This is a genomic window from Mastigocoleus testarum BC008 (genome assembly GCF_001456025.1).
Lineage (GTDB): Bacteria > Cyanobacteriota > Cyanobacteriia > Cyanobacteriales > Nostocaceae > Mastigocoleus > Mastigocoleus testarum.
In genome coordinates, this window is sequence record NZ_LMTZ01000157.1 from 1 (window position 1) to 12,368 (window position 12,368).

The 12,368-nt window shown below is 37.6% G+C and carries 14 protein-coding genes; 9 read left to right on the forward strand and 5 right to left on the reverse strand.

Annotated features, from left to right (window positions below; all coding sequences use genetic code 11):
- The first annotated feature begins 104 nt into the window (after window positions 1-104).
- A complete protein-coding gene (locus tag BC008_RS49045; protein WP_058184715.1) occupies window positions 105-293 on the forward strand; it encodes a metal ABC transporter permease in 189 nt (62 codons plus the stop codon).
- On the opposite strand, the gene BC008_RS49050 is transcribed toward BC008_RS49045, so the two are convergent.
- Complete coding sequence (locus tag BC008_RS49050; protein WP_153009754.1) at window positions 253-435, reverse strand: hypothetical protein; 183 nt, start codon at window positions 433-435, stop codon at window positions 253-255. The two genes, BC008_RS49045 and BC008_RS49050, sit on opposite strands and share 41 nt — an antisense overlap.
- A gap of 66 nt (window positions 436-501) precedes the next feature.
- On the opposite strand from BC008_RS49050, the gene BC008_RS42170 reads away from it, so the two are divergent.
- Window positions 502-927: a cupredoxin domain-containing protein gene (locus BC008_RS42170; protein ID WP_027841472.1), complete on the forward strand. Its 426-nt coding sequence runs from the start codon at window positions 502-504 to the stop codon at window positions 925-927.
- 105 nt (window positions 928-1,032) lie between these two features.
- Window positions 1,033-1,416, forward strand: a complete 384-nt coding sequence (locus tag BC008_RS42175) for an endonuclease domain-containing protein (RefSeq protein ID WP_027841473.1) — start codon at window positions 1,033-1,035, stop codon at window positions 1,414-1,416.
- Between the two features lie 156 nt (window positions 1,417-1,572).
- Here BC008_RS42175 and BC008_RS42180 read toward each other — a convergent pair whose 3' ends face one another.
- Window positions 1,573-4,497 (reverse strand): glycosyltransferase family 39 protein, encoded by a 2,925-nt coding sequence (locus BC008_RS42180; protein ID WP_027841474.1) that lies wholly within the window; start codon window positions 4,495-4,497, stop codon window positions 1,573-1,575.
- 397 nt (window positions 4,498-4,894) lie between these two features.
- Between BC008_RS42180 and BC008_RS42185 the strand changes: the two genes are divergently transcribed.
- The 4 genes from BC008_RS42185 to BC008_RS42200 all read left to right on the forward strand — a co-directional run bounded on the left by BC008_RS42185 (window position 4,895) and on the right by BC008_RS42200 (window position 7,967).
- Window positions 4,895-5,608 (forward strand): Crp/Fnr family transcriptional regulator, encoded by a 714-nt coding sequence (locus tag BC008_RS42185; RefSeq protein ID WP_027841475.1) that lies wholly within the window; start codon window positions 4,895-4,897, stop codon window positions 5,606-5,608.
- A gap of 239 nt (window positions 5,609-5,847) precedes the next feature.
- A complete protein-coding gene (locus BC008_RS42190; protein ID WP_027841476.1) occupies window positions 5,848-6,552 on the forward strand; it encodes a Crp/Fnr family transcriptional regulator in 705 nt (234 codons plus the stop codon).
- Between the two features lie 59 nt (window positions 6,553-6,611).
- A complete protein-coding gene (locus tag BC008_RS42195) occupies window positions 6,612-7,703 on the forward strand; it encodes a hypothetical protein (protein ID WP_036264790.1) in 1,092 nt (363 codons plus the stop codon).
- 30 nt (window positions 7,704-7,733) lie between these two features.
- Window positions 7,734-7,967: a hypothetical protein gene (locus BC008_RS42200; RefSeq protein WP_027841478.1), complete on the forward strand. Its 234-nt coding sequence runs from the start codon at window positions 7,734-7,736 to the stop codon at window positions 7,965-7,967.
- Between the two features lie 43 nt (window positions 7,968-8,010).
- Here BC008_RS42200 and obgE read toward each other — a convergent pair whose 3' ends face one another.
- Together obgE and BC008_RS42210 are read right to left on the reverse strand one after the other, a co-directional pair.
- Window positions 8,011-9,042: a GTPase ObgE gene (obgE, locus tag BC008_RS42205; protein WP_027841479.1), complete on the reverse strand. Its 1,032-nt coding sequence runs from the start codon at window positions 9,040-9,042 to the stop codon at window positions 8,011-8,013.
- 108 nt (window positions 9,043-9,150) lie between these two features.
- Window positions 9,151-9,834 (reverse strand): Mo-dependent nitrogenase C-terminal domain-containing protein, encoded by a 684-nt coding sequence (locus tag BC008_RS42210; RefSeq protein ID WP_027841480.1) that lies wholly within the window; start codon window positions 9,832-9,834, stop codon window positions 9,151-9,153.
- A 359-nt stretch (window positions 9,835-10,193) separates the two neighbouring features.
- On the opposite strand from BC008_RS42210, the gene BC008_RS42215 reads away from it, so the two are divergent.
- Complete coding sequence (locus BC008_RS42215; RefSeq protein ID WP_027841481.1) at window positions 10,194-10,484, forward strand: hypothetical protein; 291 nt, start codon at window positions 10,194-10,196, stop codon at window positions 10,482-10,484.
- Window positions 10,485-10,608: 124 nt separating this feature from the next.
- The gene (locus BC008_RS42220) at window positions 10,609-11,721 is read left to right on the forward strand and encodes a glutamate--cysteine ligase (RefSeq protein ID WP_201026232.1); all 1,113 of its coding nucleotides are present in this window, start codon (window positions 10,609-10,611) and stop codon (window positions 11,719-11,721) included.
- A gap of 203 nt (window positions 11,722-11,924) precedes the next feature.
- Here the strand turns inward: BC008_RS42220 and BC008_RS50110 are convergent, their stop codons facing one another.
- Window positions 11,925-12,089 carry a hypothetical protein gene (locus BC008_RS50110; protein ID WP_161938224.1) on the reverse strand — a complete coding sequence of 55 codons (165 nt, stop codon included), beginning with the start codon at window positions 12,087-12,089 and terminating at the stop codon, window positions 11,925-11,927.
- Window positions 12,090-12,368: the final 279 nt, after the last annotated feature.

Sequence of the window (12,368 nt, forward strand, 5' to 3'; positions counted from 1 at the left end):
CTTCTTTGACAAGCTATGATTTTATCCTTGAAGCTCTATTTTATGAAGCATTATTATATGCATCTTCATAGAGAATTGGTATAACCTTAACTATTATTGCCAGTATGAAAGCAGTGGGAGTAGTTTTAGTTATTTCCTTGCTTATCGGACCAGGAATTACTGCTTATTTACTAGTTAAAGAATTGCACCATATGATGATTCTAGGTTCGCTAGTAGGTATTATTGGTGGCGTAATGTATTATACGTTACTTGCTACCGAAATGTACCGCCAGGCACATCAATTGTACTGGTAATTTGCGGATGATTTTTATTGGCATTATTATTTAGTCCTTCCCAAAGAATCTTGACTCGATCTAGAGGGATCGCCAATCGTTCGGCAAAGGTCTTACGACAATTGAAACAAGTGGGTAAGGTAGTTACTGTATCAATCGCCAATCCCCAATACCTAAGTTAAGCTGGAGTATTAAACAAAACTTTTTTTACTTCAATTTACTTATAATCATGTACAAGTTAGTATCTGCAACTTTAATTGCAACTACCTTATTTGTTGGGATAGTAAAGAACTCCCAGCCAGTTTTTGCTGGTACTTGTGCTTCCAAATGTGGTCCCCGTCCAATTCAATTTACACCAGGACAAAGAGTCAGATTAGTAGTAGTAAATAAAACTCTCAGGTCAATTCAACTAGAAAAAACCCACGGAAATAAGCCAATTTCTCTGCAACCCGGACAGACATTACAAATAGAACAGGGAGATGGAACCGAACCAAATGTCTCCCTAGTATTCTGGGATGAAACAGGATTAGCCTTGAAAGCAAACATAGCTAAACCAAATTTCGCAACACTGCAAGTAGAACTACATCCCGAATGGCGTCACAAAGGCGATAGCGCAGTTTACCTCGATGATGATGGACAGGTAAAAGTATTGTAACTCCTCCTCAAATTCCCCTCCTGGGAGTCTCAAAGTCTCCTCCTGGTCAAATTCCCCTCCTAGGAGGGGCTAGGGGTGGGTAAATCCGCATTATTACAAAACACCATGAAAGTTAAAATTATTCCTTACGACCCAATATTAAAAGAAAGAGCAAAACAACTGCGAAAAAATATGACTCCCGGTGAAATCATCCTTTGGAAACACCTAAAAGGGAAACAAATGTGTAACTGCGACTTTGATCGCCAACGTCCGATAGATCGATTCATCGTTGATTTTTATTGTAAAAAATTGATGTTAGCAATTGAGATTGATGGTTCTTCCCATGATAGCCCTGAAGCACAAGCACGCGATCGCAGAAGACAAGCTCGTTTAGAATTTTTGGGAGTTAGATTTTTGCGCTTTCGGGAAGAAGAAGTTCGTAGTGGAGTGGAGGGGGTGCTAGAAGTGATTGAAGATTGGATTAGGAATCACTCAAATAATTTAGCATAACCTCAAAAGAGTTTAGACCCAGCCCTAACTCCTCTCAGAATGGGCTTTCAAATTCCCCTCCCAGGAGGGGTTAGGGGTGGGTTAGAGTTCTCCTAGAAGGGGTCAGGGCTGGGTTAGAGTGCTCCCAGGAGGGGTCAGGGCTGGCTCCGAGTCCTATCATAAGTACAATTTTGAAAGTATCTGCCATGCTTTAATTACATTACCCTGCATCAGTGCTGCCACCCCAGAAAGTGCTTTAATCTCCATAATCTCAGGATTTTTTACTAAAGCCGGTTCTAAACTTTTTTCTGCAGCAGCACCTCGCCAATCATACAGTTGGACGAATGCTAAATAAGCGTAAGCATAAGGGTTTTCCGGATCTAATTGAATTACTTTTTCTAATGAGGCGATCGCATCATCAACCCGTCTTTGCAATACATTAGTCAAAGCTAAAGTATATGCCCAATCTCGATATTGTGATGTTTTAGTTTGAGTGGTATTTTCTAAGCGATAAGTTAAAATTTGTCGTGCTTGCAGTAAATAATCCTGAATTGGATCGTATTGGTTAATGCGTCCAACTTCATCAAATACTTTTTCTAAAGCTTCAACACCTTCGGGCATTGTAGCCCCCAATTCTCGTAATTGGGTTAGTAAATCAAGTTCGGGAGCAGGAGTTGCAATTGCTTCAGGATTAATTTCTAAAGTCACTTTTGGAACTGGAATTTCATAGGTTTCACCAGAAATCCGGTTCAAATAATTTGCTTTGAGGGTGTAATTTCCTGGTACCGTATTTTTTGGCGGTAACATTGCCAATCTCTCAGTAACTTGAAATAATTTTGATTGTGATCGCCCAACATCATTAGATTTTAGTCTACCCATACCAATACCACGATCGTGCAACCATAAAGTACTTTGGTTGAGAGGATTTTTATTAGTTGCATTTTTATTTATGGATGTTGAATCTTTGGACGTTGAATCTTTGGAGTTCAAATCTTCAGGTGTTGAATTCTTTGGAGTGAGATTTGAAGTTATATTTTCCCAATTCAATAATACTAAACCGTTTTTAAGCGCCGACCAACTACCCCGCCACTCATAAGTTATAGGTACAGGTAATCCTGGTGGTGTTGAAGCAGGAACTTTTACTTGTGTGAGAGTAACTTGGCTTGAAGGTGGAGCATCATCAACAACTCCAACTTCCACTGAGGGTGTTTTTTGATAAAAAAGTTTGATAGTGCTGTTATCCGGTAATTCCCAGGTTTTATTTAATTCAAAATCACCACCAGTCTCTACAATTTGTACGATCGCAGTTTGAGCTTTGGGAACCGAACCTTGGTTACCAGTTTTCGTTAAAAACCAGGAAAGAGAACGTGCATCTTGTTCCACAAAACTTTCCCGGGTTCCTACCTGTCGTCCGTAAACTTGGAAATTCTTTAGTGCACCATAGTAATTAAGACTATGCTGATTGACAACTGACGTCGAAGGTAATACTCCCAAGGTGGAACGCAGATATGGTTCGGTTTGAACAATTTGCTCGATGACTTCGGGATGGGGAAATTCTTTTCCAGTATAAGGATAATGTTGAACTTTTGCTGAGAGGTTTTGGGTGAGAAAATTTCCCGGGATTCCCCCAATGGGAAAAAGGTTAAATAACATTAATATTGTTGCTAAACCCAAAGTACCCCAACGGATAGGTTTTCCCCATACACTACGAATGCGGGTTAAACCATACGCTAACAAGATTGATAAAACTGGTAAGTAGGGTAATACGTAACGGTCATCTTTGTTGGGATTAAGGGATGAAAAAAAATAAGCACCCAGTAAAAATATTCCCAACCACTTAAATTCTGGCAGATGAAGTTGGGGATTAAACCTATTGGAATTTAAATCTTCAATATCTAAATTTTTGGGTTCTGAATTATCGGAACTAAGTTTTGTGAGTTTTAAATTTTTATTTTTTATTTTTACTACAATTGTCCAGTAGAGCAACAATACAACTGTTGGTATCAATAATAATGGTAAAGACACCTGATAGGGTAATTGCTGTAAGTAGAAAATCCAAGCCCCCAATGTATTTAAAGGTGCATCTCCTTCCGCAATTGCCGAGTCTACAGTTGCTCGTTTTCCAGAGGTTAGGATTAACAACCAATTTGTCCGATACCAAGGTGCAAACACCAAAGCCGATAAGCCCAAACTAATAATTAGTTGTAATAATTTTCCCCAACGATGACGAATCAAACTACCCACACCCAGACAAAATAAAGGTGTAAACATAAATATCAACGTTGTCTGCTTCACCATCAACGCTAGACCAAAGGATAAACCAAAACTAACCAGCCAGAATAAAGAACTGTGGATAATGGATTTTGGGGTTCTAGGTTTTGAGGTGGGATGTTTTGTATTTTTAGATTTTAAATTCTTAGATTTTGAATTTCCAGATTTTGAATTCTTAGATTTTGGGTTCTTAGATTTTAAAGTTTCAGGTTGTGATTTATAAGATTGTAAGTTGTAAGATTGTAAGTTATCAGATCGTGAATTGTCAGATTGTGAATTGCTAGAGCCTGAATCATTACCAAATCCTAAATGATTATCCGTAGCCAAATGCCAAGCAGTCAAACAAAAAAAACAAAGACTAACAACAGCTGTCAGGGGAAAGTCAAGCAAAAATTCAAGACGATAGCGATAAAGTGCAGGCATTATTTGACACAAAACTGCAGCCCATAAGCCAACTGACTCTGCAAAAAGGATCGTACCTAAGCCGTAAACTGAACCCAATAAAATAGCATTAAAGAATAAATTTATTAACGTTGCTTGGTCAAACCCAGTTCCAAAAATATTTTGGACAATAGCTGTTGCAACATAAGTTAAAGGTGGAATTTTAGAAGACAGTAACCAAAAACTTTGCCACCATTCCCCATTTAACCATTGGGGATCCTGTAACGCTTGCCAATAATTTAAACTACCAGTTAAATAATCCGCTTGATCCCAAGCTGGAATAGATCGATCTAAACTAAACCAAATGCGATCGCAAAAAAAACCGGCTAACCAAATTAGTCCCAGTATCAACAAACTTGTAGTTTTCTTTCGCTTATATTTAAAAGACATCAATATATCATTTGAGAAAAAGTAAGTTCTAGAATAATACTCACCACGAAGGTTAAATCTGCTCAGGCAAAAATATCTATCGTTTTCAATACACTTTAATCAAAAAAAGCTTACTTAAGAAAAACGAATTGCAACTATTGACAACTGTTAATTAATCTTTGAATTTAATTATGTTACTTGCACCGTTGAAAAGTTAGACTTTTTTAGTGAATGTTCAAATTATCTCAAGAAAAAATATTCATAAGGCTTTATGATGCAGATGATAATATTTTTTTTTAATCAAGTACATTTTTACATGAGCAAGTGTTTCCAGATACATACCCTTTTGCCATGATTTATTTTCTGCGAACTAAGATTGAATTTTAAGGAGATCTTTCAATCCCGAACTCTGAAAAATATGTCTGAGAATCTTAGTGTACCAACAAATCAACTTCTCTCAGCCTTGCCTTTAGAGGAATACCAGCGAATTCTTCCCCATTTGGAAGATATTTCCTTTCCGCTAGGAAAAGTTCTTTATGAGCCAGGGAAATCAATTACAGAAGTCTATTTTCCTAATGAAGCAATGCTTTCTCTAGTATCTGTAATGACAGATGGTTCGACAACGGAAGTTGGCTTGGTAGGAAATGAGGGAATGATCGGTCTTCCTGTAATTTTAGGAGGCGGTTATAGCATTAGTCAGGTAATTGTCCAAGTTCAAGGTACAGCGAAAAAGCTGAGTGCTGAATTACTCAAAAGAGAATTTTTCAGAGGGGGAAAACTGCAAAAGCTGTTACTTCTTTATACCCAGGCGCGATTGAGTCAAATTTCCCTAATTGCGGCTTGTAAGTCCCATCATACTGTAGAGCAGCGATTTGCTCGGTGGCTTTTGACAGTTAATGATTGTATCACCAAGGATGAATTGCCACTTACACAAAAGTTTATTTCCCAGATGCTAGGGGTACGTCGTGCTAGCGTTACAGAAGCTGCATTGGTTCTGCAAAAACTAAAAATAATCTCTTATAACCGAGGTCATATCAAGATTATAGAACGTAAGAAATTAGAAGAAACAGCCTGCGAATGTTATTCCTCGATCAAGCAGGAGTTTACTCGTTTGTTGGAAAATAACCAATAATATTAAACCAATATCCAAAAAATTTGCGATCCATATGTACGGTACCGTACTGATAATTTCCTAAAATTAGATATTCTGTTGATTACACAGAAAATATGCAGTAGTTGATGGCTAACGGCTGCTCATACAGCTTGTGTTGAGGAAAATAGCCTTTGGATATCAAGTGATAAGTCTTTTTTTGCAGGGCTTGTGTTGCCAGGTGTTTCCTTTTATGACTCAAACAAAATTTGATTTTGATGATGTCCAAAAATTCGCCCACGTCAAATAATTTGCTTCTAGCTGCTCTACCTTCAGAAGATTATAAATATCTCATACCTCACTTAGATGAGGTATCTTTCACTATTGGAAAAGTTCTCCACCCACCCGGTGAACCAATCAAAGATGTGTATTTTCCGATTCACGGTATGATTTCTTTGATTTCGATTATGGAAGATGGTTCAACCACAGAGATTGCTTTGGTTGGAAATGAAGGAATGATAGGTATGCCTATTTTTTGGGGAGGAAATTATTCAAATAATTGTGCAGTTGTTCAACTTGAAGGTAATGGTTGGAAATTAAATGCCAACATATTCAAACAAAAGTTTCTGAGAAGCGAAGCACTACAGAAACGCTTACTTCTCTACACCCAAGCTTTAATTACCCAGGTATCTCAAAATGCAGCTTGTAATCGCCAACATACCATAGAAGAACGCCTGTGCCGCTGGCTGTTATCAGTTTGTGACTGTATTGGTAAGGATAATTTTCCCCTTACCCAGGAGTTTATCTCCCAGATGTTGGGGATACGTCGCTCCAGCGTCACAGTTGCAGCAGGTACTTTACAAAAAGCAGGTTTAATCCGTTACAACCGAGGAAATATCAACATTATCAATGTAAAAGACTTAGAAGCTGCAGCATGTGAGTGTTATTGCGTTGTGAAACAGGAGTATGACCGTTTACTTGGTTAAAATTCCGATTCGAAATTATTCGAGTTTATAGCTTCATCATTTAGATCGAGGAAATATTGATGCTAAAGTCTGTTGGGGATTTCAAAACTCTGCCTGTTGAACACTTACTTAAACTTTGGCAACAGCGCTACACAAAGGATTTATCCTGTTTATATTCTGAAGACTTTTCTACTTACAGTTTGGTGCTCAGAGCTGCATTACCGGAGGGTCGAATATCCACCGCCACAAACTTGAAAAATCAAATTTTGAATATCAACAGTCCAATGATATGGATTCAAACCAAAAAACTCTATGGCTATATCCCAAGTGTTTTAGACATAAATGAGGCAAGACGGATCGCAGAATTTGGTTTTCGGCTTTATGATAAGTTGCTGAAAATTTATCAACAACAATCTTTTCAAGATACTTTTTTAAGCCTTAATTCCGAAATGAGAGAAGCTTCACCCAATTTGAATATTCCCGAAATCGATTTTTTAGTATCTGAATTAGAACCTGTTTTAAAAATCTTTAAAGAGCAGCATTTTGTATGTAAGAACTCCCATTGCTTGAGTTTTATGAGCACCCAATTGCATTTTACTAACAGGTTAATTCTCAATCATCTCAATCCAGCGGAAAAATTATTACTCGAACCCTATCTGACCTTTGTTGAAGAATATGTCACGATCCCCTGGCATCGCGTTTGTCTTGCTGCAGCCAAGTATAGACTTAACTCTCCAGAAATAAATATAATGAAACAAATGTTTCCTGTCACATCGCTTATCTCTGAGTCAGTTTATTGTCAACTACTAGAATCACTACCAAACTATCAGAGCCATAGTGGAGACTTGCATCAACCTGATATTAGACTCTCTTGCGAACGGGATCTAAATATGTTCCAAGCTTATATATGGCTTTGTATGCTGGAGAAAAATCTTGCTCCCGTAGAGACAGAAATGCTCCCCATGTGTATGGTTTTGGTTGAAAACTTGAATATTCCCTGGGAATTTACATGTAAGTGGTGCGAACTTCTAATAAGTACACTAGAAAACTGCGTTCGTCCAGAATACAAAAATTTATTGCGGTCTTACACTCAAGGGGTAAAAAATTTATTTCTCCAAAAACGTGACAATTTGGGCTACGGATATACTTCTGGGAACTATAGAAGTAGATAAAAAATAAAATTATTTTTCCCAGAGAATAGAATGAACCGAGATCGTCAATCAAATCCAAAACGAGACTACAGCAAATTTGTAGCTCGTTTTGGTTGTGGTGCAATTTTTGGAATCGCATTAGCGATCGCCGGTGGAGCAATAGCTTACCCGACAACAACTACTGGTTTGTTAGCTGTTATTATCATGTTTGCTTTAGCATCTGGTTTGCTGTCAGCTATTTTTGGGGATAAATTTTGGACAAACCTTTGGAAGTGGTTCCCTTGAAAATTCAAATGGCAACTTTAGATTACAACTCTAAATAACAACTTTAAATTACAACGCTTTCATTAACCTCACTGACATTCAATTGCTCTAAAATTTCCCAAATTTGCTGCAACATTGCTTCAACTCCTTCACCGGTCACAGCAGAGACTAAAAATACTGGTGCATAGGAAAGATGATTTAATTCAACCTTTAACGCTTCTAGTTCTTGAGATTCCCGATCTACTGCATCAATTTTATTCAATGCTACAACTTGGGGACGTTCGGCTAAACCGCGCCCATATACTTCTAACTCCTGCATGATGGTTTGATAATCTTGACATACATCAGCGCTAGTCCCATCAATTAAATGTAATAAGACCCGAGTGCGCTCGATATGACGTAAAAAATCATGCCCCAATCCCGCTCCCTGGGAAGCACCTTCAATCAATCCAGGAATATCAGCAAATACCGTACCATCACCAGTTTGTTTGCGTACCACACCTAAATTTGGAATCAGGGTGGTAAATGGGTAATCAGCAATTTTTGGACGTGCTGCTGATAAAGCAGAAATTAAAGTAGATTTTCCGGCATTTGGCAGACCAATAATTCCCACTTCCGCCAAAAGTTTTAATTCCAAGCGTAACAATCTATTTTCTCCCTCAAGTCCCGGGAGAGAATATTCTGGCGCGCGGTTACTGTTACTCAAGAAATGTTTATTTCCCAGTCCCCCTTTACCGCCTTGAGCTACAACCAGACTTTGTCCATTTTGAACTAAATCTCCAATTAGTTCTCCTGTTTGAGCATCATAAACATTAGTTCCACAGGGAACTTCAACGATCAAATCCTTACCGGAAGCTCCAGTACGATTTTTTGGTCCCCCACGACCACCATTTTCTGCTCGAAAGCGATGATTATATTTAAAGTCTAGTAAGGTTTGTAAGTTGGAATCGGCGACAAAAACAACCGAACCACCTTTTCCTCCATTACCCCCAGAAGGTCCACCAGCAGGTACGAACTTTTCTCGTCGAAAAGCAACAATACCGTCACCACCTTTCCCGGCTTGCACTTCAATTTCTGCTTGGTCAATAAATTGCATAGCTAGTCATTAGTTGCTTGTTATCAGTCATCAGTCATTAGTCATTAGTCATTGGTTCTCTAACCGGTGACCAGCAAGTACTAACTAATGACCAACAACAACTAATAACTAAATATAATCCGAAATATCCTCATTACACTCATCTGCTAAATAAGACAAAGCACGAAATCGCAAACCTACCATTTGTTCGTAGAGTGGATTGAGTTTGCATAAAGGTGGAATGTGAACGATTTTACGCCCAAATAGTTTGACATCCCGTTCGAAAGGACATTGAGAAGGAATCATCTTACACAAAAAATGGGCAAGCGCGGGATCTTGAATTTCCAGCCCATCAAGCCAAGTACGCAGAGGTTTGAGGGCATTAAGTTGCTTTGGAGATGCGATCGCCACTTCCTGAAAACTAGAGGTTTGATCCTCATCGGAAGGTTCTAAGGTGTGGCGAAGAGATTCAAGTAGATTTTGTGGTTCTCCAAGCGCCTCACACAATTGGTGTAGTAGCTCATCTTCACTCGGAGAATAAACTCCATCAGCAATTGCTACCATTACGGCAGTCCGCAAGAAATTCTCTGCGGCTTTGGTGCCTTTACCCAATACAGCAGCTAACTCGGAAGGTTTGATTATCTCCAGAGAATCTATATTAATTCCAGGAGCTAATTCTTCTTGAGTTATGGCGCTAATTAACTGTTTTTCTTGGGCATCAAAATTACCATCTGCCCAAGCAATAGTCAAAAGCCCACGTAACCAAACGGCGATTTGTTCGCTGCTATAGGGAGATTGAACAGCACTTGTCATAAACTCAGGCCTCTAGCTCTCTCTATCTATCCCAAGTCCATAGTAGCCTGTGCCCTGGGTCTAAGTCGCGGTTATTTATGGCTATTTTACTGATTAATATTCAAATATTCTCCAAGAGCAGATTGCAATCTTAGTTAATGTATTTTTCAATTCTATATTAGAGTAAAATATTGTGATCGAATATACAAGAGTTTTTCTAGAACTAGCTAAATATCCTTCTGAAAAATTTTTCATTTTTAAGGAATTTTTTTTATCTTTGCCAGTGACTCTTGCTGTAAAATTCTTTTAGTATGATTCTTGATAATATTTTTTATTAAAATCATCCCATATATTGTTGAACTGTTGCAGTTAAAAGGTGAATGAGCAAAATTAAAAACGATCTGAGGAAGATTCACAAAATAGTGCAAGTCTTCCCAGATGTAAGCATTAAGGAAATTAAACCAGCCAATTTAATTATTTTTCAATCCAAATCAGCTCAGGTATTGAAGAAAATAAGTTGCAATATTGATAAATTGGCTACTGCAAAACAGTCTCAGATAATTTCTGCTTGGTGGAAGCAAAGGACGAACAAAAATCATAAGGGAACTGCTTCCAGAGGTAATAAAACTGTGTCACAGCAAGTAGTTAGTGCTTACTGTGCTTGTTTGTAAAAGCATCCTCAAAATCCAAATAACGATAATGCTGCACCCGATAGCTGAGATCACAGTTATTAACTCAGAAATTAGATCTTAGAAATTAAGCACACAAAAAAATAGATTCACAAAGGAATAGATTATGTTTTATTTTGGCATCGAGCATGAAGTTGCTTTTCTTGACAATGCCGGAAATTTTGCTGATTTTTCCCGTACCAAATTTAAAGATTTTTGTCAGATAATTGATAAATTACCCTTCTACCCTGACGACTATCCAGAGTTGCGAGTCGGAGATGCTGGTATTAAGAAAAAACGCTGGTATATTGAAGGATTTGAAAGATTTTTAGACTCGGAACAAGTCGTAGAATGCGTACCAAAAGGTATTGAAATTAGAACAACTATAAATTCAACTATTCAAGATACAATTACTGAACTTTTCGACAGTTTTTCTTTTCTCCGGGAAGTATCTTTAAAATTTGGCTATTTACCAGTTTTAGTCAGTTTCAATCCCTACTATGATGTATTTCAACCCAATCCACCATTGAATGAGTATGAAATTCAACGGCGAAAGGTATCTCCAGAAAAACAAACTGCAAACATTCCCATGCTTACCTATGGTCCAGATCTAAACATTTCGGTCGCAGATTTACCGGTGGAGCGGGTAATTGATATAGGTTCAAAACTAACTTATTACAGCCCTTACATTGTGCCATTTAGTTACACTTCACCTTTTTACCAAGGAAAACTGTGGGAAGGTTTATCAGTCAGAACATTTGTGAGAACTGGACAAAGACCAGCAACTATGGTGTTTGTAAAGAAACGTTCTGAATTAATAAAAAGCATACCTTCATTAACAAAAATTGCCCGGATTCCAGCGGAAGTAGGTCGAATAGAGTTTAAAGCTTTCGATAGCTGTGATGATTTTTCAATTTATGCAGCCTTACTGGCTTTGTTAAAAGGTATGGTTTTAGATGAGTCACTACCCGGAAGAGCAATGATTCCCGACCCAGCACTACATCAACTCTCAGCTCGAGAAGGATTCAGTAATGAAAGTATTTTTATCCACGCCGGAAAAATTCTACAAGCAGTAGAAATATCATTAGCGAAAGATCCCGATAGAGAACTGCTCACACCTCTCAAACATTTATTAGACAAGCGGGAAACCCCAGCCCACGAAATGGTGAGAAATTTCCATAAATTGGGTTCAATAGAAGAGACTCTCAAACACACGTATTTGAAAAACACAAGCATTTGAGAGTTGATAAGTAATATTTGTCAGCTTGAAAGCTGTTTAATTATCATCCTAAGAGATTAAGTAAGTATTAACACTTATAAATTCTCCGTAGAATAAGTCTGTAAAAACTCTAACTTCTTCCAAGAGCCCGGTTGATTTGAAAGCCGGGTTTTTTTAGCCTATATCGTTGATTGACAAATTACAAATATTTTGGATAGGACACCTTAAGTTTGTGTTCTATTCAAAACATCTCTGTAGATATATTCCCAACGCACTTTAATCAGGTGCTTGAGTTTATCTAAGTCATTCTCCGATAGCGAAATATGTTCCTCTTCGAATCTGCTAGATGGAACCAAAACATTTGCAGAAATCGTAGATGTTTTCACCATGACAGTTGCAACATATTTACTTAAGGTTTTTAGAGGCTATTGAAATATAGTAGCAACAAAAATTTTTTTTTGTGTTCAATTTAACAAAATTATTGACCACTCCATAAAATATTTCTAATTCATTTATCATCATCTTTTACTTCTAATTGAAGATGTTATGGATACTTAATACGATTGCGTACTACCAATAGTTGAATATGGAGTATTCGAAAATTTTGATTTGTTAGAAGTCCACCAAATTATTAACGTAGCTTTTGTCAACATTTATGAATTTGATTT

What these genes read in the sequence shown, in the direction of transcription:
- BC008_RS42175 (WP_027841473.1), top strand. Translation starts at nt 1,033, where the DNA reads ATGAAAGTTAAAATTATTCCTTACGACCCAATATTAAAAGAAAGAGCA.
- obgE (WP_027841479.1), bottom strand. Translation starts at nt 9,042, where the DNA reads ATGCAATTTATTGACCAAGCAGAAATTGAAGTGCAAGCCGGGAAAGGT.
- BC008_RS42190 (WP_027841476.1), top strand. Translation starts at nt 5,848, where the DNA reads ATGTCCAAAAATTCGCCCACGTCAAATAATTTGCTTCTAGCTGCTCTA.
- BC008_RS49045 (WP_058184715.1), top strand. Translation starts at nt 105, where the DNA reads ATGAAAGCAGTGGGAGTAGTTTTAGTTATTTCCTTGCTTATCGGACCA.
- BC008_RS42185 (WP_027841475.1), top strand. Translation starts at nt 4,895, where the DNA reads ATGTCTGAGAATCTTAGTGTACCAACAAATCAACTTCTCTCAGCCTTG.
- BC008_RS42170 (WP_027841472.1), top strand. Translation starts at nt 502, where the DNA reads ATGTACAAGTTAGTATCTGCAACTTTAATTGCAACTACCTTATTTGTT.
- BC008_RS42195 (WP_036264790.1), top strand. Translation starts at nt 6,612, where the DNA reads ATGCTAAAGTCTGTTGGGGATTTCAAAACTCTGCCTGTTGAACACTTA.
- BC008_RS42210 (WP_027841480.1), bottom strand. Translation starts at nt 9,834, where the DNA reads ATGACAAGTGCTGTTCAATCTCCCTATAGCAGCGAACAAATCGCCGTT.
- BC008_RS42220 (WP_201026232.1), top strand. Translation starts at nt 10,609, where the DNA reads ATGTTTTATTTTGGCATCGAGCATGAAGTTGCTTTTCTTGACAATGCC.
- BC008_RS42200 (WP_027841478.1), top strand. Translation starts at nt 7,734, where the DNA reads ATGAACCGAGATCGTCAATCAAATCCAAAACGAGACTACAGCAAATTT.
- BC008_RS42180 (WP_027841474.1), bottom strand. Translation starts at nt 4,497, where the DNA reads ATGTCTTTTAAATATAAGCGAAAGAAAACTACAAGTTTGTTGATACTG.
- BC008_RS42215 (WP_027841481.1), top strand. Translation starts at nt 10,194, where the DNA reads ATGAGCAAAATTAAAAACGATCTGAGGAAGATTCACAAAATAGTGCAA.
- BC008_RS50110 (WP_161938224.1), bottom strand. Translation starts at nt 12,089, where the DNA reads ATGGTGAAAACATCTACGATTTCTGCAAATGTTTTGGTTCCATCTAGC.